A 25,101-nucleotide genomic window follows, 5' to 3' on the forward strand; every position below is an offset into this window, starting at 1 on the left:
AAATGTTGAATACAAAATATAATTTTGAAATTTGAAACATACTTACTGCCTCGTTACATATGATTTATAAGTTGCACTTAGCATTAACGACATCAATCCAATTTAATATTAAAGGAGCATAATATGGTTTATTTACTAGCGATCATTGCACTACTAATAACATTTATATTAGTCCCTGTATTGATACCAACACTAAAGCGAATGAAATTTGGACAAAGTATAAGAGAAGAAGGCCCTCAAAGCCATATGAAAAAAACAGGTACACCGACGATGGGAGGATTAACTTTCCTACTTAGTATCATTGTCACATCAATATTAGCTATTATTTTTATGGATAATGCAAATCCGATTATATTGTTGTTGTTTGTGACGATTGGTTTTGGATTAATTGGTTTTATTGATGACTATATCATTGTTGTTAAAAAGAACAATCAAGGATTAACGAGTAAACAAAAATTCCTTGCTCAAATCGCTATTGCAGTTGTTTTCTTCATATTAAGCCAAGTGTTTAATCTAACAGACTTTTCAACGGGAATTCATATTCCATTTACAGGTTTAGAAGTACCATTATCAATTGCATATGTAATTTTCATTGTATTTTGGCAGGTTGGTTTTTCTAATGCGGTCAATTTAACAGATGGATTAGATGGACTTTCTACTGGACTTTCTATTATTGGATTTATTATGTATGCGCTTATGGCATATATACAAGGTGCAAATTCTATTGGTTTGTTTTGTATTATCATGATTTTCGCATTACTTGGATTCTTACCTTTTAATTTAAATCCCGCTAAGGTATTTATGGGAGATACAGGTAGTTTAGCTCTAGGCGGTATTTTTGCTACAATTTCAATTATGCTAAATCAAGAATTATCACTTATTTTTATCGGTTTTGTATTTGTAGCTGAAACATTATCAGTTATGATTCAAGTCACATCATATAAGCTTACAGGAAAAAGAGTTTTCAAAATGTCACCACTACATCACCACTTTGAGCTAGTAGGTTGGAATGAAAGAAAAGTTGTTACTGTATTTTGGACAGTTGGTATTATTTCAGGTCTTATTGGCTTATGGATTGGAGTGAATTAAATTGCTGAAATATACAGGTTTAGAAAATAAAAATGTATTAGTAATAGGATTAGCAAAAAGTGGGTATGAAGCTGCGAAATTGCTACAAAAACTTGGTGCAAATGTCGTTGTTAACGATGGCAAAGATTTAAGCCAAGATGCACATGCAATCGATTTAGAAAATATGGGTGTCAAAGTTGTTGGTGGAGCGCATCCATTTTCCTTACTTGATAATGAACCACTCATTTTTAAAAATCCAGGTATTCCATACACGGTTCCGTTAATTCAAGAAGCGGAACGTCGAGGATTACACATACTTACTGAAGTAGAACTAAGTTATTTAGTTTCCAAAGCGCCCATTATTGGCGTGACTGGAACAAATGGAAAAACAACGGTCACTTCTTTAATAGGTGATATGTTTAAAAAAAGTAGAATTACTGGTAAATTATCTGGCAATATAGGTTATGTAGCTTCAAAAGTGGCACAAGAAGTAGAAGAAGAGGATTACCTTATAACTGAACTTTCTTCATTTCAATTACTAGGTATCGACCAATATAAGCCGCATATATCGATTATTACAAATATTTATTCTGCACATTTGGATTATCATGAGAATTTAGAGAATTATCAAAATGCAAAAAAACAAATATATAAAAATCAAACTGAAGAGGATTATTTAATATGTAATTATCATCAACGTCACCTGATTGAATCAGAATCCTTAAAAGCAAAAGTGTATTACTTTTCTACACAACAAGAGGTTGATGGTATATACGTAAAAGATGGCTATATTACATTTAAAGGTTTCCGACTTATTCATAAAGATGACTTAGTATTACCTGGTGAACACAATTTAGAAAATATACTCGCAGCTGTGTTAGCGGCACTGTTAGCAGGGGTTTCAGTAAGAGCCATAATAGATAGTTTGACAACTTTTTCTGGTATAGAGCATAGACTTCAATATGTAGGATCAAACAAAACCAATAAATATTATAATGATTCTAAGGCTACCAATACTTTAGCGACACAGTTTGCTCTAAATTCATTTGAACAACCCATTATTTGGTTGTGTGGTGGTTTAGACAGAGGCAATGGATTTGATGAATTGATTCCATATATGAATAACGTCAGAGTGATGGTGACCTTTGGTGAGACGCAAGAAAAATTTGTGAAATTAGGCGAGAATCAAGGTAAATATGTAATAAAGGCCACAGATGTAGAAGATGCAGTCGATAAAGTACAATCAGTTATTGAGCCTAATGACGTTGTATTATTATCACCAGCTTGTGCAAGTTGGGATCAATACAATACATTTGAAGAGCGCGGAAATAAGTTTATTAAGAGCTTCCAAGCGCACTTACCTTCACTTTAAAGGTTGTGAAATAAATGTCAGATAAAGTTAGTGAATTTGATTCTGAATATTTAAAAGAGAAACGTGCAAAACGACGTAAAAAACAAAAACAAATCCAATACGCAATCTTCGGTATTTTGCTATTTATTATTTTACTGATTCTTATTTATATGTTCACGCCATTGAGTAAAATCAACTCGGTGACAATTGAAGGTAATGACAATGTATCTAAAGCTTCTATAAAAAAAGCGATAGATGTAAAAGATGACTCTAGAATGTATACCTATAGTACTTCATCAGCTGTTAATAATTTAAAAAAGAATAAATTAATAAAGCATGCAGAAGTAACAAAAGTATTGCCGAATAAGGTGAAGGTTAAAGTGACAGAAAGCCAAATCGTTGGTTTAGTTAAAAAGAAAGATCATTATGTACCGATTCTTGAAGATGGAACAGAATTAGAAAATTATGAAGAAAGTAATGTAACAGATGACGGTCCCGTCCTTGAAGGATTCAAAAAAGAGAAAAAAGAAAAAATAATACAAGAATTAGCAAAAATGCCTACAAAAGTGCGTAGCATGATCGCCGAAGTGCAATATGACCCGCAAGAAAATTTACAAAACCAAATCAAGTTATATACGACAGATGAGATTCAAATTGTGGGTAATTTGAATACTATTGCAAATAAAATGAAGTATTATCCACAAATGTCACAGTCGTTAGAACGTGATGAATCAGGAAGCTTAAAAAAATCAGGCTACATTGATTTGTCAGTTGGTGCTTCTTTTATTCCTTATAGTGGTGGAAGTACTACTAAATCAACAAGTGATCAAAATGTTGACAAAGGAAACACAGAAGAAGATAAGGCGAAAGACGAGTTACAAAGTGCCTTAAACAAGATAAATAAAGAATCAGACAAAAATAATTAAAAAATTTAGACAAATACATGTGTTTATAGTTCACAAGCGTCAAAACGTATTGTAAACTGTTAATAGTGTGAACATGAATAAGTTATTGTCAGGAGGTGCCTATCTATGGAAGAGCATTATTATGTAAGTATAGATATCGGTTCGTCAAGTGTTAAAGCGATAGTGGGCGAAAAATTTCACAATGGAATAAATGTGATAGGTACAGGACAGACCTACACAAGTGGTATAAAAAATGGTCTTATTGATGATTTCGACATCGCAAAACAAGCGGTTAAAGATACAATCAAAAAAGCCTCTATTGCATCAGGCGTCGATGTTAAGGAAGTATTTTTAAAACTTCCAATTATCGGAACTGAGGTATTTGATGAGTCAAATGAAATTGAATTTTATGAAGATACTGAACTAGATGGTACACACATTGAGCGTGTACTTGAAGGTATTCGTGAAAAAAATGATGTACCCGAAACAGAAATAATAAACGCTTTCCCAATTAAATTTGTTGTGGATGGCGATAATGAAGTGTCAGATCCTAAAGAACTCATTGCAAGACATAGTTTGAAAGTTGAAGCTGGTGTTATTGCGATTCAAAAATCAATTTTAATAAACATGATTAAATGTGTAGAATCTTGTGGTGTAGATGTATTGGATGTATACTCTGATGCATATAATTATGGCTCAGTACTTTCGGCAACTGAGAAAGAACTTGGCGCATGCATTATTGACATTGGTGAGGATATAACACAATTGGCATTTTACGAAAGAGGAGAGCTTGTAGATGCTGATGCTATAGAAATGGCTGGTAGAGATATAACGGAAGATATTGCAAAAGGTTTAAATACTTCTTATGAAACGGCTGAAAAAATCAAACATCAATATGGTCACGCTTTCTTTGATTCAGCGTCGGATCATGATGTGTTTACTATTGATCAAATAAATAGCGAAGAAGAAGCACAATTTACTCAAAAAGATTTGGCAGATGTGATAGAAGCACGTGTGGAAGATATATTCTTTAATGTGTTTGATGTATTACAAGAGTTAGGTCTTACAAAAGTAAATGGTGGTTTCGTTGTAACAGGTGGTTCGGCCAATTTACTAGGCGTTAAAGAATTGCTGCAAGACATGGTAAGTGAAAAAGTAAGAATTCATACACCATCCCAAATGGGCATAAGAAAACCAGAGTTTTCTTCAGCGATTTCAACGATTTCTAGTAGCATTACTTTCGACGAATTACTAGATTATGTTACAATAAATAATCATGACAGTGAAGAATTTGAAGAAGAAGTCATAGAATCAAATGATCGAGAAAATAGTACGAAGTCAAGCGGATTTGATTGGTTCAAAAAGAAATCAAACAAACAAGAAGAGCCACATACATCAACTTCTGATATAGAAGAACCAGAAGCGTCTGAGGCATACGAACATGAAGACAACATAGAACAAGAAGAAAGTAAACCTCAAGACAAAGAAGAAAGTAAGTTCAAGAAACTTATGAAATCTCTATTCGATTGATTGGCCACTAAAACTAGGAGGAAATTTAAATGTTAGAATTTGAACAAGGATTTAATCATTTAGCGACGTTAAAAGTCATCGGTGTAGGGGGCGGCGGAAATAACGCTGTTAACCGAATGATTGATCATGGTATGAATAATGTTGAATTTATTTCAATCAATACGGATGGACAAGCTTTAAACTTATCTAAAGCTGAGTCTAAAATCCAAATTGGTGAAAAATTAACACGTGGTTTAGGCGCTGGTGCAAACCCTGAAATTGGTAAAAAAGCTGCCGAAGAATCTCGTGAGCAAATTGAAGATGCAATCCAAGGTGCTGATATGGTATTCGTAACAGCAGGAATGGGCGGCGGTACTGGTACAGGTGCTGCTCCAGTTGTAGCAAAAATTGCAAAAGAAATGGGAGCGTTAACAGTTGGTGTTGTTACACGTCCATTCGGGTTTGAAGGCCGTAAGCGTCAAACACAAGCAGCTGCTGGTGTAGAATCAATGAAAGCTGCTGTTGATACATTAATCGTCATCCCTAACGACCGTTTATTAGATATTGTTGATAAGTCAACACCAATGATGGAAGCATTTAAAGAAGCAGACAATGTATTACGTCAAGGTGTTCAAGGTATTTCAGACTTAATCGCTGTTTCAGGTGAAGTTAACCTTGACTTTGCAGACGTTAAAACAATTATGTCTAACCAAGGTTCTGCATTAATGGGTATCGGTGTATCTTCTGGTGAAAACCGTGCTGTAGAAGCTGCTAAAAAAGCTATTTCTTCTCCATTATTAGAAACTTCTATTGTAGGTGCACAAGGTGTGCTAATGAACATTACTGGTGGAGAGTCATTATCATTATTTGAAGCACAAGAAGCAGCAGACATTGTTCAAGATGCAGCTGATGAAGATGTTAATATGATTTTCGGTACTGTGATTAACCCAGAATTACAAGATGAAATCGTAGTAACAGTCATTGCTACTGGATTTGAAGATAAACCTTCATCTCAAGGTCGCAAAGCTTCAAATACTGGATTTGGCAACAGTGCATCATCTGGAAGTACAACTGCAAAAGAAGATTCATTCTCTTCTAGTGCATCACAAACGACAGACAGTGCAAATGAAGGTAGAACACATACTACAAATGAAGATGATATTCCTAGCTTTATCAGAAATCGTGAAGAAAGACGTTCTAGAAGAACTAGACGTTAATCTCGAATGGACTTCTTCTTCTGTTAGTTTTTCATAATAATTAATAATAATTTAGACAATATAAAATATATAAATGTCATCAGGTCCAAAGATCTGATGACTTTTTTGAATTTAGAAGTTGGCATATCATTTGTTGTGAACTACATTATTATGTAGAAAAATATAGTTTTCAATTATTTAGAATCTCCCGAATATCTTTAGATAGTTTATAAATGTTGAATAGCTGGAGGTTTATAGCATGCAAGAGAAATTTATCAAAGATCGCCATATTTTAAAATATGACGATAATCAATTAAAGAATGTGAAATTGGGTATAACAACAAGAGAAGAAGGATACAGCCATTACCCGAAAGATGCATTTAATATGGCTAGATACATTAATGATGATCAAGATAATGTAACGAGACACCAAGCGTTACTTGCTTCTGTAATTCAGTTTCCGAGAAATCAATGGGTTTTCCCGATTCAAACACATGAAAATAAGGTAGTTGAAATTACAAACAAAGATAAAGGTACTAATATTGATAGTCTTTCTAATGCATTACATGGTATAGATGGTATGTATACATTTGAAAATGACATTTTATTAACTATGTGTTATGCAGATTGTGTACCAATTTATTTTTATAGCGAAAAACATCACTTTGTAGGCTTAGCTCATGCAGGTTGGCGTGGCACAGTAGGTCAAATTGTCAATCAAATGTTAAAATGTATACCATTTGATTGGAACGACTTAAGCGTTGTTATTGGACCAGCAACTGCAAATTCATATGAAATTAATGATGATATTAAAAGCAAGTTTGAGCAATTACCTATAGATGCTCATCAATATATCGAAACAAGAGGTGACAATCGTCATGGCATAGACCTAAAAAAGGCGAATGCTATGTTGTTAGAGTATGATGGTGTTCCGAAAAATAATATTTATATAACGAATTATGCGACATCGGAAGATTTAAATTTGTTCTTTTCATATAGAGTAGAGAAAGGCGATACAGGTCGTATGTTAGCTTATATTGGTCAATAACTAAGAGGTGTATAAAAATTGGATGTACAACAAAGTTTAGCGCAAATAAATGAACAATTGAAAATACATTGCGAAAAAGGTAATATTACAACAGTCCCGCACGTGATAGCAGTGACAAAATATGTTACAATAGAGCGAGCTAATGATGCTTATCAAGCAGGTATTAGACATTTTGGTGAGAATCGTTTAGAAGGTTTTCAACAAAAGAAAGCAGCTTTACCAGACGATGTAGTCATGCATTTTATCGGTTCTTTACAAACAAGAAAAGTTAAAGAGGTCATTAACGATATCGACTATTTTCACGCTTTAAATCGTCTGAAATTAGCAAAAGAGATTAATAAAAGAGCTGAACATAAAGTGAAATGTTTTGTTCAAGTCAACGTTTCTGGAGAAACGTCAAAACAAGGTATCGCTTTAGATGAGGTAGATACGTTTATTAAGGATTTAGAGCAATATGAAAACATAGAAATAATTGGTCTTATGACGATGGCACCTTATACGGATGATGAACCGTATATTAAAGATTTATTCAAATCATTAAGAGCAAAGAGAGCTGAAATTAAAGCGCTCAATTTAAATTATGCACCATGCACAGAATTGTCAATGGGAATGAGTAATGATTACCATTTAGCAGCCGAAGAAGGTGCATCATTTGTGAGAATTGGGACTAAACTTGTAGGAAAAGAGGAGTGAGCCCCGTGGCTTTAAAAGATTTATTTAGTGGTTTTTTCGTAGTTGAAGAGGAAGACGATGATTTACAAGCGCCACCTGAAGAAGAACAAGATAGACAACAAGCGCAGTCTCAAACAAATTATAATAATCAACAAAATGACAATACAGAAAGACAACGCATACAGTCCGTACCCAAAAAACAACCAACAAGATTACAACAATCAACCGGGGAAAGGAAGTATCAAATGAATAACAGTGCACCTAAAAATAATACTAGGAACGTTGTGAACATGAATAATCAAGATCAAAACAATTATGGTTTTACGCAAGAAAGTTCTAAAATGTGTTTATTTGAACCACGCGTCTTTTCAGATACTCAAGACATTGCGGACGAATTAAAAAATCGCAGAGCAACTTTAGTGAACTTACAACGTATTGATAAAGTATCTGCAAAAAGAATTATCGATTTTCTAAGTGGTACCGTTTATGCAATTGGTGGAGACATTCAACGTGTAGGTTCTGACATATTCTTATGTACGCCAGATAATGTTGAAGTTGCAGGAAGCATAACAGACCAAATCGAAAATATGGAATACCAAGGTGAATAGAGGTAAACATTCATGGATATAGGTTTATTAGCAAATATATTTCAATTTATTTTATTCTTGGTTCAAATTTATTACTTTGGGATGATTGTATATTTCTTTATGTCATGGCTTCCAGGCACACGTGAAAATAAATTCGGTCAATTTTTATCAAAATTGTATGAACCGTTTTTAGAACCATTCCGTAAAATTATTCCACCTATTGGCATGATTGATATTTCATCCATTGTCGCAATAATTGTACTTGTATTATTCCAAACTGGTTTAAAAAATATTTTTAATTTAATTTTAAATTATTTAGTGTAAGTTTTGTATTGAGGATAAATGATATTTGAATAAATTATAAAATAAATGTTAAGCACCTAACGTTAAAAACGAGAGGTGCTTTAACTTATATTTGGAGTGAAATCACATCGATATTTATCAACATTTTAGAAAAGAAGAACATGAATTAATCGATCAACTCATCGATAAGTGTTATCGTGCCAACGACCAGTTTGCACCTGTATTAACTTCCTTTTTAGATCCCAGAGGCCAATATATATTAAATGTTGTAGTTGGTAGTTTTCAAGATTTAGAAGTTACTTTTTATGGTGGGCCATATGCTGAGAGACAAAGAGCCATCATAGCACCAGATTACTTTCAACCTGAGGTGGAAGATTTTGAAATCATTCTTTTTGAAATCGATTATCCTCAAAAATTTGTCACACTTCAACACCAACATGTCTTGGGCACAATTATGTCATTGGGAATCGAAAGAGACCAATTAGGTGATATTGTTGTAGATAATCGCATACAATTTACTTTGACAAAGCAATTAGAATCATATATTATATTGGAATTAAATAAAATTAAAGGCGCGACAGTTAAACTAAATGCGCTACCAATAAAAGATATGATACAATCAGTAGAGAACTGGCACTCATCCGAAACAACCGTATCTGGTTTACGTTTAGATGTCGTTCTAAAAGAAATGATTCGTAAATCTCGTTTCATTAGCAAACAGTTAATCGAAAAGAAACGTGTTAAAGTTAATCATACGATTATTGATTCTGCAGATTTCCAACTGGATAAAGGAGACTTACTATCTATTCAAGGTTATGGCAGAGCAATGATTACTGATATTGGTGGAAAAACAAAAAAAGATAAAGTACGAATTTCCTACAAAACTTTATTTAAATAAGTTATACTTATAAAGTGTAGAACAACCGAATTTTAACGACTAAAATAAGCAATGATACCATATAAGATGAAATTTTATTTATGATATTTAATGAAATTACAAAATAGTGTATGATAGAAGGAGGATAATGACGCATGGCTTTTACACCAAGTGAAATAAAAAACAAATCCTTTACTCGTGTGAAAACGGGTTTTGAACCAACTGAAGTTGAAAGTTATCTAGAACAGCTCAGTAATGAAATTGAACGTTTAAAAGAAGATAAAGCACAACTAGAAAAAGTTGTCGAAGATAAAGAAACAAATATTCAATCTTATAAAGATGTGCATCAATCTGTGAGCGATGCATTAGTTCAAGCGAAACAAGCTGGAGAAGAGACGAAAGCAGCAGCCAATAAAGATGCAGAGGCAACAATTGCTAAAGCAAAAAGCGAAGCAGATCGTATTGTCAATGATGCAGTTGAAAAAGCTCGCCGCCTTTCTTTCCAAACAGAAGATATGAAACGCCAATCTAAAATATTTAGATCTCGTTTCCGTATGTTAGTAGAAGCACAGTTAGATTTACTTAAAAATGATGATTGGGATTATTTATTAAATTATGACCTTGATTCTGAACAAGTAACACAAGAGAATATTAATCATTTAAATGAAAATGAATTAACTGAAGAAGAAAAAGCGATGAAAGCAAAAGCTGAAGCAGATAGTACGGCAGAGGCGGATGCAGAAGCAACAGATAACAGCGGTTCAACAGATAATGAGAATAATAAACAATAAACAGCAGACGCGTAAGAAACAGTCGATATATTCAAGCGAGTTAGGGATAGTGTGAGCCTAATATATATTTGTTTCTTATATCACTGTAGTTTTAACTGAATAACATGCAATGAGAGAACTCTAAGTTGAGTTAATCAGGGTGGTAACGCGGTATATATCGTCCCTGTTAATTGAACTTAGAGTTCTTTTTATTGTTAAATACTAAACAAGTCAGAATATTGTAATAAGGAGTGTAGGAAATGGACTACAAAGATACGTTATTAATGCCGAAAACGAATTTTCCAATGCGTGGAGGATTACCGAATAAAGAGCCAAAAATCCAAGAAGAATGGGATGCTAATGATATTTATCAAAAAGCATTAGACAAAAATAAAGATAACGAACATTATATTTTACATGATGGTCCACCATATGCAAATGGTAACTTACATATGGGACATGCGTTAAATAAAATTTTGAAGGATTTTATTACGCGTTATAAAACAATGCAAGGTTTCTATACACCATATGTTCCTGGTTGGGATACACATGGGTTACCAATCGAACAAGCGCTTACTAAAAAAGGTGTTAAGCGTAAAGAATTATCAATTGCTGAATTTAGAAGAAAATGTGAAGCATTTGCGTTAGAACAAATAGAAAATCAAAAAAAAGATTTTAAACGCCTTGGTGTTAAAGGAGATTTTGCTGATCCATATATTACATTAAAACCGGAATATGAAGCTGCACAAATTCGTTTATTTGGTGAAATGGCTGATAAAGGTCTTATTTACAAAGGTAAAAAACCAGTTTATTGGTCACCATCTAGTGAATCATCGCTTGCTGAAGCAGAAATTGAATATCAAGATAAGCGTTCGCCATCTATTTATGTAGCATTTGATGTTAAAGATAGCAAAGGTATTGTTGATGAAGATGCAAAATTCGTTATTTGGACTACTACACCTTGGACATTACCATCGAATGTTGCGATCACAGTACACCCAGATTTAATTTATGGTCAATATAATGTGAATGGTGACAAATATATCATCGGTAAAGACTTAGTTGCTAATGTTGCTGAAGCATTAGGATGGAATGAAGATGCCATTGAATTAGAAAAAGAATTCAAAGGTAGTGACTTAGAGTATATCGAAACACAACATCCTTTTGTTGATCGTGTGTCACTCGTGATTAATGGATTACATGTGACAACAGATGCTGGTACAGGGTGTGTCCATACGGCACCTGGACATGGGGAAGACGACTTTGTAGTAGGTCAAAAATATAACTTGCCTGTTATTAGCCCTGTAGATGATAAAGGGGTATTTACAGAAGAAGCCGGTCAATTTGAAGGTATGTTCTACGATAAAGCGAACAAAGAAATTACAGATTTATTAAAAGAAAATGGTTCATTATTAAAATTAGAATTTATTACTCATAGTTACCCACATGATTGGCGTACTAAAAAACCTGTAATTTTCCGTGCAACACCACAATGGTTTGCCTCTATTGATAAAGTACGTCAAGATATTTTAGATGCAATCGAAGATACACACTTCAAGGTTGATTGGGGTAGAACTCGTATTTATAACATGGTAAGAGATCGTGGCGAATGGGTTATATCACGTCAACGTGTTTGGGGTGTACCATTACCAGTATTTTATGCGGAAAATGGCGATATTATTATGACTAAGGAAACTGTTAATCATGTTGCAGATTTATTCCAAGAACATGGTTCAAATGTATGGTTTGAGCGAGAAGCTGCAGAGTTACTACCTGAAGGGTTCACACATCCAAGCAGTCCAAATGGTGTGTTTACAAAAGAAACAGATATCATGGACGTTTGGTTCGATTCTGGATCATCACACCGTGGTGTATTAGAAGAACGTCCGGAACTATCATATCCTGCTGATTTATATCTAGAAGGTAGTGACCAGTACCGAGGTTGGTTTAACTCTTCAATTACAACTTCTGTTGCTACGAGAGGAATTTCACCATATAAAATGTTACTTTCACATGGATTTGTGATGGATGGTGAAGGTAAAAAGATGAGTAAATCATTAGGTAATGTCATTGTACCTGATCAAATCGTCAAACAAAAAGGTGCAGATATTGCGCGTCTTTGGGTAAGTAGTGTAGATTATTTATCAGATGTGCGTATTTCTGATGAAATTTTAAAACAAACTTCTGATGTATATCGTAAAATTAGAAATACCTTAAGATTTATGTTAGGTAATTTAAATGATTATAATCCTTCAACAGATGCAATTGCAGAATCTGAGCTATTAGAAGTAGATAAATATTTATTAAATAGATTACGTGAATTTACTGCTAATACGCTAGACAATTATGATAATTATGATTATTTAGATATATATCAAGAATTACAAAATTTCATTAACGTTGAATTAAGTAATTTCTATTTAGATTACGGTAAAGATATCTTGTACATTGAAGAGCAGAATGCACATAAACGTCGCAGTATGCAAACAGTGTTGTACCAAATTGTAGTAGACATGACAAAATTATTAGCGCCTATCCTAGCGCATACGTCTGAAGAAGTGTGGTCACATATCCCACATGTAGAGGAAGAAAGTGTTCATTTAACACGTATGCCTGAACGTGTAGCAGTTGATGCTGAATTCATGGAAAAATGGAATACATTTATGAAATTGCGTGACGATGTGAACCGTGCTTTAGAAGTTGCGCGTAATGAAAAAGTAATTGGTAAATCATTAGAAGCCAAAGTGGTAATCGGTAGCAATGATAACTTTGATGCGACTACATTTTTACAACAATTCTCTGACTTACAACAATTATTTATTACTTCACAAGCGGAGGTAGTTGATAAAGTTGAAAATGGAGAATCATATCAATATGGTGATATCCACATTGAACATGCTCACGGAGAAAAGTGTGAACGTTGTTGGAACTATAGTGAATCATTGGGTTCAGTAGGTGAATTAGATAACCTATGTCCACGTTGTCAAGCAGTAGTTAAAACACTTGTTTAAATATTGATAAATGTTAAAGTAAGAACATGGCAAATACGTTATTCATAAAATATTAAACGGTTTTGTTCTGATGTATTTAAATAGAATTATAAAAAGTGCGATATGTATTTTTACATTAAAACAAGTTATGACTAATATTTTTGAAAAACCTGAGACATCAGTACGATGTCCCAGGTTTTCTTTTCGCTAATATAAAAATGAAACGAGTTATTTCACGAATCCAAAAGTAAGATTAAAATGAGCATATTAAAATTTAAAATTAAATAAATCAGATATAATGGATGCAATAAGCAATTAGAAAGGTGTAAAATATGTTCCATAACGAAAGTGCCCATTTTGTAAATGGCATTATATTAAATGTAAGAGATAAAGATGAAATGAAAAAATTTTATGGAGATATTGTTGGATTAAATGTAGTAAATGAATCATATTCTACAATTCAATATGAGGTTGGTAATCTGAATCACTTCATGACACTTAATCAAATCAATATGGGAAGAGAACCTCTTGTTTCAGAAGCAGGTTTATTTCACTTAGCGATAAAATTACCATCTAAAACAGACTTAGCAGACTTGCTTGTGCAATTCAGTGAATATAAAATACCTATCAATGGTGGCGAACACGACATTTCAACTTCATTATATTTAGAAGATACGGAAGGAAACGGCTTGGAGTTTTATGTAGATAATCCCATTGATGAATGGTCTATTGAAAATGAAAAAGCAGTTTTAGAAACAAAACCATTAAATGTACCTAAATTACTAACTTATGTCTCAGATGAGAAGTGGCAAGGTATTCCTGATGAAAGTATTATTGGATATATAAATTTAAAAACAATTCGATTAAATAGAGTTAAGCAATATTATAAAAATTACTTTGGTTTGGTACCTTCTTCTTTAGAAACTGACAGTGCGGTTTATTTAGCTTCAAATGGTTATCACCAACATCTCGTAGTGAATAATTGGTTATCAAGTGTAAAACGTATAGAAAATCATAGAACTTATGGTTTAGCGTGTGTAGATTTTCATTTTCCAGAAACAACACATAAATTATTAGCTGGACCTGATGGTATTCAATTTAGGTTTAATTATTATTCCGTACTCTAGAATAATGTCTATTTTAATAACATTTTAAAAAATCAACTTATTATTTGAACTGTAACTTTTTTTATAAGTTTGATTAGGATATAATGAGAGTTGTTGTAAAAAGCGACCGCACGAAGAACAAATAGGAGGTACAGACATGAAACGTCAGTACTATATTGGTATTTCTATATTTATAACAATTGTTATACTTATATTAGATCAAATCACAAAATTTATAATAACTAAAACAATGCAAATTGGTGACTCATTTGAAGTAATCCCTAATTTTTTGAGTATCACTTCACATAGAAATAATGGTGCAGCATGGGGAATTTTAAGTGGAAAGATGGCTTTTTTCTATATTATAACTGTCATTATTCTGATCATACTCATTGTCTTTTTTATAAAAGAAGCGAAGCATAATTTGTTAATGCAAATTGCTATAAGTTTATTGTTTGCTGGTGCTTTAGGTAACTTTATTGATCGTGTATTAAATGGTGAAGTTGTAGACTTTGTTGATACTTATATATTTAGTTATAATTTTCCAATATTTAACGTAGCTGATTCTAGTTTAACTATAGGCGTCGTTTTAGTAATAATCGCATTATTAAGGGATATGAGGACAGAAGAATAGGAGAGATAGTGTATGGAATTTCATGAGTTTAATATAGACGACCCAGCTAATGTAGGACAACGAATAGATAAATTATTGCCTGAATTTAATACTGAATGGTCACGTACTCAAATGCAAGATTGGATTAAAGAAGGCCTGGTTAAAGTCAATGGTAAAGTGATAAAATCCAATTATAAAACTAAGTCAAATGATAAAATTATAGTAACTGAGAAAGAAATTGTTGAGGCAGATATTAAACCAGAAAATCTTAATCTGAATTTTTATTATGAAGACGATGATGTCGCAATTGTATATAAACCTAAAGGGATGGTAGTACATCCATCAGCAGGTCATTATACGGGTACATTAGTAAATGGACTAATGTATCAAATGAAAGACTTATCTGGTATAAACGGAGAGATACGTCCAGGAATTGTACATCGTATTGACAAAGACACTTCCGGGTTATTAATGATTGCAAAAAATGATGTTGCACATCGTAGTTTAGTAGAACAGTTGATAGATAAAACAGTAACGCGTAAATATATTGCATTGGTACATGGTAACATTCCACATGATTATGGTACTGTTGATGCACCTATTGGTAGAAATAAGAATGACCGCCAATCTATGGCTGTAGTTGATGATGGTAAAGACGCGATTACTCACTTTAATGTATTAGAACATTTTAATAAATATACGTTAATAGAATGTCAGTTAGAAACAGGCCGTACTCACCAAATTCGTGTGCATATGAAATACATTGGTTACCCATTAGTAGGAGATCCCAAATATGGTCAGAAAAAAACATTAGATATTGGTGGTCAAGCATTGCATGCTGCAGTAATCGGTTTTGAACATCCAGTTACACAAGCGTATATTGAAAAGACAGCACCTTTACCAGAGGAATTTGAGCAACTCTTAAATGATATTCGTAAATCTGATAATTAATAATGCTTTGCTAAGTTATATCGTGAATTTTAGATAATACCATGATATATAAATGGGATTGGAACAGAAATCTAATTTTATTAATTAGATTTCGTTATCTCACCCCAACAAGGATGACTAGAAGTGAAAAAATGATTTAAAGGCAAACGATCGCTTTTATAAAACGAATGATATTCTAATATAGACTTGCAACGATATGTTATTCATGATAATATAATGACAGTTTAATAAAGAACGAACGTCTTTAATTGAAAGTCCAGAGAGGCTTCGAAGACATGTAATGAAAATAGAATATACAAACAAAGTATTTAAGTTATAACAATAGCTAAAGCCATCGTAGTTTTTCGTAAAACGCGATAAAAGTCATAATCACAAGTACAAAAATGGTTATGATGGAGAAATCATCTAAGTTTTAGATATGTCTCTACATTTTGTTTGTAATATTTTATTACGCTACCTCATGTCTTCTGAAGATGTGAGGTTTTTTAATATCATTAAGATTAAGGTAGGTGCCCAAAATGTCAGAACGCGTAATTATGGATGAAGCAGCAATACAAAGAACCGTTACACGTATTGCACACGAAATCTTAGAATACAACAAAGGTACTGATGAATTAATTTTATTAGGCATTAAAACAAGAGGGGCATTTTTAGCACGACGTATCCAACAAAAAATTGAACAAATTGAGGAAATAACTGTCCCAACAGGTACGATTGATATTACACAATTTAGAGATGATTTAGAACAGACAATAGATCAAGTTGCAGAACAGACGTATGAAATTGATGTCAATATAACAAATCAAGTCGTGATTATTGTGGATGATGTTCTATATACTGGGCGTACAGTTAGAGCATCGCTTGATGCAGTACTTCAATATGCAAGACCTAGTAAAATAGGATTAGCAACGCTTATTGATCGTGGACATAGGGAGCTTCCAATACGCGCAGACTTTGTTGGTAAAAATATACCGACCGCTAGAGAAGAAGCTGTCTCGGTTTTTCTTAGTGAAATAGATAGTAGAAATGCAGTTGTAATTGAATAAATCAACACCTTTTAATTCAGTACGAGAGACTGAAAAAGGGAAGAGAATCATGTGGAAGTCAAAGGCAAGTTTCTAGGAAGCCACACTTCAAAATATAGTTATATTATAAAAACATATACTATAGATTCTCTCCATATCATCTGAACTTAATTTAAGCTAAGTATTCAAACAGCAATGCTCATGATTTAAGTCGTAATGTTGTTTGAACAAGCTGAATTTTGATTTGAGGATAGATACTTTTTAAGTCTCTTTACATGAAAACAATGTAAAGGGACTTTTTTTATGAGAGGAAGCGGAAAGTCATGGAAAATGAAACAATGTTTGAACGGACAGCTAAACCAGTATTAGATGTACGAGATAAACCTAAATTAGGACAATGGGCATTTCTAAGCACTCAACATTTATTTGCAATGTTTGGATCGACTGTCCTTGTACCATTTTTAACTGGATTACCGATATCATCTGCTTTACTAGCATCAGGGATAGGGACATTATTATATATATTAATTACACAAGCGAAAATACCCGCATATTTAGGTTCAAGTTTCGCATTTATCACACCAATCATAACTGGATTGAATTCACATAGCTTAGGTGACATGTTAGTAGCATTGTTTATGAGCGGAGTGATGTATGTGCTTATTGGATTAGCTATTAGGTTAAGTGGAACAGGGTGGCTTATGCACTTACTTCCCCCGGTTGTTGTTGGACCAGTTATTATGGTGATTGGTTTGAGTCTGGCACCTACCGCAGTCAATATGGCGATGTTTGAAAATTCAGGAGATATGAAAGGCTATAACTTAAGTTATTTAGTAGTAGCAATGATTACGCTGCTGGTGACGATTATAGTTCAAGGATACTTTAAAGGTTTCTTGTCCCTTATACCTGTATTAATCGGCATTATAACGGGGTACATTGTGTCAATATTTATGGGGCTTGTTAATTTTAAACCTGTAGCTGAAGCAAAATGGCTGCAACTTCCAGAAGTGTACCTACCATTTAAAGATTACACACCATCATTTCATCTAGGTTTAGTACTTGTCTTAATACCAATCGTTTTTGTGACAGTTAGTGAGCACATTGGACATCAAATGGTGATTAACAAAATCGTAGGAAGAAATTTCTTTAAAGATCCAGGATTAGACAAATCAATTATTGGTGACGGAGTGTCAACGATGTTTGCAAGTATTATAGGTGGCCCACCAAGTACAACATACGGAGAAAATATAGGTGTTTTAGCTATCACGAAAATTTATAGTATATATGTTATTGGAGGTGCTGCAGTCATCGCTATAATATTAGGTTTTGTAGGCAAATTCACAGCATTAGTTTCATCTATACCAACCCCAGTTATGGGAGGTGTATCGATATTACTTTTCGGAATTATTGCAGCAAGTGGTCTGCGAATGCTTGTAGAAAGTGAAGTTGATTTTGCAAGTAACCGAAATCTAGTCATCGCATCAGTCATATTAGTTATAGGTATTGGCAACCTAGTCTTCAATCTGAATGGTATAGGTATAAATTTAGAAATTGAAGGGATGGCATTAGCAGCATTGGCAGGTATTCTACTAAACTTAATTTTACCGCAAGAGATTGAGTCAAATAAATAAACGTCTATTTCAATACTAGGAGGCTGAAAAAATGGATAACTTACTATCAATGGAACATCTAACTACAAATGAGATTTATGAACTAATAGAAATTGCAAGTGGTATTAAAAATGGATCATTTAAACCACATAATTATGAAGACAAATTTGTAGCAAACTTATTTTTTGAAAATTCTACCCGTACGAAAAGTAGCTTTTTAGTAGCAGAGCAAAAATTAGGATTAAAACTGATTGATTTCGAAACGAGCACTTCTTCTGTTCAAAAAGGTGAGAGCTTATACGATACGTGTAAAACATTAGAACAAGTAGGTGCAGATGTTCTAGTAATTAGACATTCAGATACAACATACTATAATGATTTAAATTCACTTAAGTTACCGATTATTAATGCAGGTGATGGTAGTGGACAGCATCCAACACAAAGTTTATTAGACCTAATGACAATATACGAAGAGTATGAAACCTTTAAAGATTTAAATATATTAATATGTGGAGATATTAAAAACTCCCGTGTAGCGAGAAGTAACTTTCAAAGTTTAACCGCACTCGGTGCAAATGTGATGTTCTCAAGTCCAGAAGCGTGGAGAGATGACACTTTAGAAGCACCTTATGTTGATATAGATAAAGTCATAGAGGACATAGACATTGTCATGCTACTAAGAGTACAGCATGAAAGACATGGTGATGAAGAAATAATGAATTTTGAAAATCAAAATTATCATGAAAATTTTGGTTTGACAAAAGCGCGTTATAATCGATTGAAGTCATCTGCAATTGTTATGCATCCCGCGCCTGTCAATCGCGGTGTTGAAATAGATGATTGCTTAGTAGAAGCAGAAAAATCTCGCATCTTTAAACAGATGGAAAATGGTATGTATACACGTATGGCAGTAATTGAGTATATATTACAAACAAAGGAGGCAGCAATAAATGAAATTGCTAACTAATGCGAAAATCTTAGAAAATGGTGAACTTAAAACCACTTCAATTTTAATAGAAGGTAAAACCATAAAAAAAATTGCGTCAGACATAGAGGTTGATGCCGATGTTGAAATCATTGATTTAAAAGGACACTTTGTTGCTCCAGGTTTAGTTGATGTTCATGTACATTTGCGTGAACCAGGCGGTGAACATAAAGAAACAATTGCAACGGGAACACAAGCAGCTGCAAGAGGCGGTTTTACGACAGTTTGTCCAATGCCAAATACACGACCTGTACCTGACTCTGTTGAAAATTTAGAACGTTTAAACAAATTAATCGACGAAAATGCACACGTCAGAGTTTTACCATATAGTGCAATCACAGTTAGGCAAGCAGGTACTGAACATGTTGATTTTGAAGCTTTAGCCCAGTTAGGCACATTTGCTTTTACTGATGATGGCGTAGGTGTACAACAAGCAAATATGATGTATGAAGCTATGCAACAAGCAGCTAAAGTGAATAAAGCAGTCGTTGCTCATTGTGAGGATAATAGCTTGATATATGGCGGCGCTATGCATGAAGGGGAACGTAGTAAAGCATTAGGCATACCGGGGATACCTAATATTTGTGAAGCGGTACAAATTGCGAGAGATGTTTTGCTAGCTGAAGCAGCAGGTGCACATTACCATGTCTGTCACGTATCTACAAAAGAAAGTGTACGAGCTATAAGAGATGCTAAAAAGGCAGGAATTCATGTAACAGCAGAAGTGACACCGCATCATTTATTATTAACAGAAGATGATGTGCCTGGTGATGATGCAATTTATAAAATGAATCCACCTTTAAGAAGTAAAGCAGATCGAGCTGCACTAATCGAAGGATTATTAGATGGGACAATTGATTGTATTGCTACAGACCATGCGCCACATGCGAAAGAAGAAAAAGCACAACCAATGACAAAAGCGCCTTTCGGCATTGTTGGTAGTGAAACAGCATTTCCATTATTGTATACACACTTTGTAAAAAATGGTAACTGGTCATTGCAACAATTGGTTGACTATTTAACGATTAAACCATCTCAAATATTTGATTTACCATATGGAAGATTAGAAGAGGGCGGTTTAGCTGACCTTACTGCCATTAATTTAGAAGACGAGAAAGAGATTAGGGCAGAAGATTTTGCGTCAAAAGGGTCAAACACACCATTTATAGGTGAAAAAGTATACGGAACTCCAGTATTAACATTGGTAGAAGGTGAAGTTAAATTTAAGGAGGAAAAGTAATGTTGCAAAAACGCTATTTAGTTTTAGAAGATGGAACATATTATGAAGGTTATCCATTAGGATCGGACCATTTAACGAAAGGCGAAATAGTATTTAATACGGCTATGACTGGGTATCAAGAAACGATATCAGATCCATCTTATACAGGGCAAATTATTACGTTTACTTATCCATTAATAGGAAACTACGGAATTAATCGAGATGATTTTGAATCTTTGATACCAACATTGAATGGTGTTGTTGTCAAAGAAGCAAGCACATATCCGAGTCATTTTCGCATGCAAAAAACATTCCACGAAGTGTTAAAAGATTATGATATCCCAGGTATTTCAGGTGTGGATACACGTAGTATTACTCGAAAAATTAGAAACTATGGCGTTTTAAAAGCAGCTTTTACAGATGATAAGGCAGATATTCCACAATTAATAGAAGAGTTGAAAGTAATTGAATTACCTAGAGATGAAGTGAAAACAGTGTCTACCAAAACACCATATGTCTCTACGGGTTATGATTTAAGTGTTGTACTTGTAGATTTTGGTAAAAAACAAAATATTGTGAGAGAACTTAATTTACGTGGTTGTAATGTTACAGTTGTACCTTATGATTCGACAGCAGAAGAAATTATTAGAATGTCACCAGATGGAGTCATGTTGTCTAATGGACCTGGTGATCCAGAAGAAGTCAAAGTTGCAATTAATATGATTAATGGTATTTTAGGAAAAATTCCTTTCTTTGGTATCTGTTTAGGCCATCAATTATTTGCACTTTCACAAGGCGCTACATCGTTTAAAATGAAATTTGGACATAGAGGGGCAAACCATCCTGTGAAAGATTTAAAGAGTGGGAAAATAGCATTAACTAGCCAAAATCATGGTTATGCGATCGATAAAGATTCATTAGCCAGTACACCTTTAGAAATAACACATATAGCGATTAATGACGGTACAGTTGAAGGTTTAAGACACCAATCATTACCTGCGTTTTCAGTACAATATCATCCTGAAGCAAGTCCTGGACCTACAGATTCAAATTATTTGTTTGATGAATTTATTAAAATGATGCATGACTTTAAAGAAAAGGAGATTTTGACAAATGCCTAAACGTAACGATATTAAAACGATTTTAGTTATAGGATCTGGACCCATTATTATAGGCCAAGCTGCAGAATTTGATTATGCGGGGACACAAGCATGCTTAGCATTACGAGAAGAAGGTTATCGCGTTATATTAGTAAATTCAAATCCAGCTACAATCATGACAGATAATGAAATTGCTGACAAAGTCTACATTGAACCTTTAACGCATGACTTTATTGCACGTATTATTCGTAAAGAACAACCTGATGCGCTGTTACCAACATTAGGTGGTCAAACAGGGCTTAATATGGCGATTCAATTACATGATAGCGGTGTATTAGAAGCGAACAACGTACAATTACTAGGTACTAAATTGGCTTCTATTCAACAAGCGGAAGATAGAGAATTATTTAGAGACTTAATGAATGAGCTAGATGTTCCAGTTCCAGAAAGCGATATCGTCAATACTCTAGAACAGGCGTTTGAATTTAAAGAAGCGGTAGGGTACCCATTAATTGTGAGACCGGCTTTCACGATGGGCGGTACTGGTGGTGGTATTTGCCATAATGATGAAGAGTTTAAACAAGTAGTAACGAATGGCTTACATTACAGTCCGGCAACACAATGCTTAATTGAAAAATCAATCGCAGGTTTTAAAGAGATTGAATATGAAGTGATGCGAGATAAAAATGATAATGCCATCGTTGTATGTAACATGGAAAATATAGACCCAGTCGGCATACATACTGGCGATTCAATTGTAGTAGCACCTAGTCAAACTTTATCAGATGTTGAATATCAAATGTTACGTGATGTGTCGTTAAAAGTTATTCGTGCTTTAGGCATTGAAGGTGGTTGTAATGTACAACTGGCATTAGACCCACACTCAATGAAATATTATATAATTGAAGTGAACCCACGTGTGTCACGTTCATCAGCTTTAGCTTCTAAGGCTACAGGCTATCCGATTGCAAAATTAGCTGCAAAAATAGCGATAGGTTTATCATTAGATGAAATGTTGAATCCAATTACTAAAACCTCTTATGCTGCATTTGAACCGACGTTGGACTATGTTATTTCAAAAATCCCACGTTTTCCTTTCGATAAATTTGAAAAGGGTGAACGTGTGCTCGGTACACAAATGAAAGCAACTGGTGAGGTAATGGCGATTGGCCGAACATATGAAGAGTCTTTATTAAAAGCAATTCGCTCACTCGAATATGGCGTGCATCATTTGGGATTACCAAATGGTGAAACATACGATTTAGATTATATAAAAGCGCGTATACAAGACCAAGATGATGAGCGCTTATTCTTTATAGGAGAAGCGATAAGAAGAGGTACATCTTTAGAAGAAATACACGAAATGACTAAGATTGATTACTTCTTCTTAAATAAATTCTTGCACATCATTGATATAGAACATGACTTAAAAGTACACAAAGGAGATATAGATTATTTAAAATTTGCTAAGAGTTATGGGTTTAGTGATCGCGTTATTGCACATCGTTTTGATATGTCAGAATCAGAAGTTTATAACTTAAGAAAACAACATAATATTTCACCAGTATATAAAATGGTAGATACATGCGCAGCAGAATTTGAATCAGCTACACCATATTACTATGGCACGTATGAACAAGAAAATGAATCCATTATCACTGAAAAAGAAAAAATATTAGTCTTGGGATCAGGGCCAATAAGAATCGGTCAAGGTGTCGAATTTGATTATGCAACTGTGCATGCTGTGTGGGCTATTCAACAAGCTGGTTATGAAGCTATTATCGTCAATAATAACCCTGAAACAGTATCTACAGACTTTTCAATTTCAGACAAATTATATTTTGAGCCATTAACAGAAGAAGATGTCATGAATATTATAAATATTGAACAGCCAAAAGGTGTAGTAGTACAGTTTGGTGGTCAAACTGCGATTAATTTAGCAGATAAAATTGAAAAGTATGGGGTGAAAATTTTAGGAACGTCACTCGAAGATTTGAATCGTGCGGAAGATCGTAAAGAATTTGAGGCACTGTTACATAAAATTGATGTGCCTCAACCTAAAGGCAAGACAGCAACGTCAACTGATGAAGCGCTCAATAATGCACGTACAATCGGTTATCCTGTAGTAGTTAGACCTTCGTATGTATTAGGTGGACGTGCAATGGAAATCGTGTATAACGATGAAGAGTTAACCAATTATATGAATCAAGCAGTGAAAGCGAGTCCGGATCATCCAGTATTAGTTGATAGATATCTCACAGGTAAAGAAATTGAAGTCGATGCTATTTCTGATGGTGAAACGGTAATTATTCCAGGGATTATGGAACATATTGAACGCGCTGGTGTCCATTCAGGTGATTCGATTGCGGTATATCCTCCACAATCTTTGACACTAAATGAACTTAAAACATTAGAAGATTATACAATTCGCTTAGCGAAAGGGCTAAATATCATAGGTCTAATCAATATACAATTTGTCATTGCACATGATGGTGTTTATGTTTTAGAAGTGAATCCTCGTGCAAGTCGTACAGTTCCTTTCTTAAGTAAAATTACGCATATTCAAATGGCACAGTTGGCCATGCGCGCTATTGTAGGTGAGAAACTTAAGGATTTAGGTTATAACGAGGGCGTTCAACCATATAGTGAAGGTGTCTTTGTTAAAGCTCCGGTATTTAGCTTTAACAAATTGAAAAATGTAGATATTACCTTAGGACCTGAAATGAAATCAACTGGGGAAGTCATGGGGAAAGATTTAACCATGGAAAAAGCATTATATAAAGGTTTGACAGCAAGTGGTATGGAAGTAAAAGATTATGGTACGGTATTGATGACCGTAAGTGATAAAGACAAAGATGAAATTGTGAATATCGCGGCTCGCTTAAATGAAGTTGGCTATAAAATATTAGCTACTGAAGGTACTGCTAAAAAATTAGAAAATAACCATATCACTGCAGAAACTGTAGGTAAAATTGGTGGAGAAAACGATTTATTATCACGTATACAAACGAATGATGTTCAAATTGTGATCAATACGATGACAAAAGGAAAAGAAGTTGAACGTGATGGTTTTCAAATTAGACGTGCCTCTGTTGAAAATGGCGTACCATGTCTAACTTCATTAGATACTGCAGAAGCATTAACATCCGTTATAGAAAGCATGACTTTCACGATGAAAAATATGTAAAATATAATTAAAAAACTGAAATAATTTTT

Annotated in this window: 21 protein-coding genes; all 21 read left to right on the forward strand. The window is 33.8% G+C overall.

The genetic code is table 11. The annotated features are described in order from the left end of the window. Nucleotides 1-123 precede the first annotated feature (123 nt). The 21 genes from mraY to carB all read left to right on the forward strand — a co-directional run bounded on the left by mraY (nt 124) and on the right by carB (nt 25,072). A complete protein-coding gene (gene mraY, locus KA830_RS07290) occupies nt 124-1,089 on the forward strand; it encodes a phospho-N-acetylmuramoyl-pentapeptide-transferase (RefSeq protein WP_046208710.1) in 966 nt (321 codons plus the stop codon). Nucleotide 1,090: 1 nt separating this feature from the next. Further along, entirely contained in the window at nt 1,091-2,440 is a 1,350-nt protein-coding gene (gene murD / locus KA830_RS07295) for a UDP-N-acetylmuramoyl-L-alanine--D-glutamate ligase (RefSeq protein ID WP_064209076.1), read from the forward strand. A gap of 14 nt (nt 2,441-2,454) precedes the next feature. Continuing rightward, entirely contained in the window at nt 2,455-3,345 is an 891-nt protein-coding gene (locus KA830_RS07300) for a cell division protein FtsQ/DivIB (RefSeq protein WP_107360190.1), read from the forward strand. Between the two features lie 105 nt (nt 3,346-3,450). Beyond that, nucleotides 3,451-4,854, forward strand: coding sequence for a cell division protein FtsA (ftsA, locus tag KA830_RS07305; protein ID WP_064209074.1), 1,404 nt, complete (start codon nt 3,451-3,453; stop codon nt 4,852-4,854). 29 nt (nt 4,855-4,883) lie between these two features. Then, nucleotides 4,884-6,050 carry a cell division protein FtsZ gene (ftsZ, locus tag KA830_RS07310; RefSeq protein ID WP_046208707.1) on the forward strand — a complete coding sequence of 389 codons (1,167 nt, stop codon included), beginning with the start codon at nt 4,884-4,886 and terminating at the stop codon, nt 6,048-6,050. A 238-nt stretch (nt 6,051-6,288) separates the two neighbouring features. After that, on the forward strand, nt 6,289-7,077 hold the full coding sequence (gene pgeF, locus KA830_RS07315; protein ID WP_070658380.1) for a peptidoglycan editing factor PgeF: 789 nt from the start codon (nt 6,289-6,291) through the stop codon (nt 7,075-7,077). 18 nt (nt 7,078-7,095) lie between these two features. Then, entirely contained in the window at nt 7,096-7,770 is a 675-nt protein-coding gene (locus tag KA830_RS07320) for a YggS family pyridoxal phosphate-dependent enzyme (RefSeq protein ID WP_204180085.1), read from the forward strand. A 5-nt stretch (nt 7,771-7,775) separates the two neighbouring features. Next, complete coding sequence (locus tag KA830_RS07325; protein ID WP_046208704.1) at nt 7,776-8,357, forward strand: cell division protein SepF; 582 nt, start codon at nt 7,776-7,778, stop codon at nt 8,355-8,357. 12 nt (nt 8,358-8,369) lie between these two features. Continuing rightward, complete coding sequence (locus tag KA830_RS07330) at nt 8,370-8,660, forward strand: YggT family protein (protein WP_204180084.1); 291 nt, start codon at nt 8,370-8,372, stop codon at nt 8,658-8,660. Between the two features lie 106 nt (nt 8,661-8,766). Continuing rightward, a complete protein-coding gene (locus tag KA830_RS07335) occupies nt 8,767-9,537 on the forward strand; it encodes a YlmH family RNA-binding protein (protein ID WP_210134200.1) in 771 nt (256 codons plus the stop codon). A 134-nt stretch (nt 9,538-9,671) separates the two neighbouring features. Then, on the forward strand, nt 9,672-10,307 hold the full coding sequence (locus KA830_RS07340; RefSeq protein ID WP_046208701.1) for a DivIVA domain-containing protein: 636 nt from the start codon (nt 9,672-9,674) through the stop codon (nt 10,305-10,307). Between the two features lie 239 nt (nt 10,308-10,546). Then, nucleotides 10,547-13,297 carry an isoleucine--tRNA ligase gene (gene ileS / locus KA830_RS07345; protein ID WP_046208700.1) on the forward strand — a complete coding sequence of 917 codons (2,751 nt, stop codon included), beginning with the start codon at nt 10,547-10,549 and terminating at the stop codon, nt 13,295-13,297. A 311-nt stretch (nt 13,298-13,608) separates the two neighbouring features. Next, a complete protein-coding gene (locus tag KA830_RS07350) occupies nt 13,609-14,403 on the forward strand; it encodes a VOC family protein (RefSeq protein ID WP_204180083.1) in 795 nt (264 codons plus the stop codon). A 136-nt stretch (nt 14,404-14,539) separates the two neighbouring features. Then, nucleotides 14,540-15,016, forward strand: coding sequence for a signal peptidase II (lspA, locus tag KA830_RS07355; protein ID WP_064209066.1), 477 nt, complete (start codon nt 14,540-14,542; stop codon nt 15,014-15,016). A 12-nt stretch (nt 15,017-15,028) separates the two neighbouring features. After that, nucleotides 15,029-15,946, forward strand: a complete 918-nt coding sequence (locus tag KA830_RS07360; protein WP_204180082.1) for an RluA family pseudouridine synthase — start codon at nt 15,029-15,031, stop codon at nt 15,944-15,946. Between the two features lie 518 nt (nt 15,947-16,464). Further along, on the forward strand, nt 16,465-16,992 hold the full coding sequence (pyrR, locus tag KA830_RS07365; RefSeq protein ID WP_064209064.1) for a bifunctional pyr operon transcriptional regulator/uracil phosphoribosyltransferase PyrR: 528 nt from the start codon (nt 16,465-16,467) through the stop codon (nt 16,990-16,992). A gap of 302 nt (nt 16,993-17,294) precedes the next feature. Further along, nucleotides 17,295-18,602: a uracil-xanthine permease family protein gene (locus KA830_RS07370; RefSeq protein WP_046208695.1), complete on the forward strand. Its 1,308-nt coding sequence runs from the start codon at nt 17,295-17,297 to the stop codon at nt 18,600-18,602. Nucleotides 18,603-18,633: 31 nt separating this feature from the next. Beyond that, nucleotides 18,634-19,548, forward strand: a complete 915-nt coding sequence (locus KA830_RS07375; RefSeq protein ID WP_204180081.1) for an aspartate carbamoyltransferase catalytic subunit — start codon at nt 18,634-18,636, stop codon at nt 19,546-19,548. After that, nucleotides 19,532-20,806 (forward strand): dihydroorotase, encoded by a 1,275-nt coding sequence (locus tag KA830_RS07380; RefSeq protein ID WP_046208693.1) that lies wholly within the window; start codon nt 19,532-19,534, stop codon nt 20,804-20,806. Before KA830_RS07375 ends, KA830_RS07380 begins: the two co-directional genes overlap by 17 nt. After that, nucleotides 20,806-21,906, forward strand: coding sequence for a carbamoyl phosphate synthase small subunit (locus KA830_RS07385; RefSeq protein ID WP_046208692.1), 1,101 nt, complete (start codon nt 20,806-20,808; stop codon nt 21,904-21,906). The genes KA830_RS07380 and KA830_RS07385 overlap by 1 nt, the downstream gene beginning before the upstream one ends. Then, nucleotides 21,899-25,072, forward strand: coding sequence for a carbamoyl-phosphate synthase large subunit (gene carB / locus KA830_RS07390; protein ID WP_204180080.1), 3,174 nt, complete (start codon nt 21,899-21,901; stop codon nt 25,070-25,072). Before KA830_RS07385 ends, carB begins: the two co-directional genes overlap by 8 nt. Nucleotides 25,073-25,101 lie beyond the last annotated feature (29 nt).

The organism is Staphylococcus sp. GDY8P119P (assembly GCF_017892075.1).
Classification (GTDB): Bacteria; Bacillota; Bacilli; order Staphylococcales; family Staphylococcaceae; genus Staphylococcus; species Staphylococcus ureilyticus.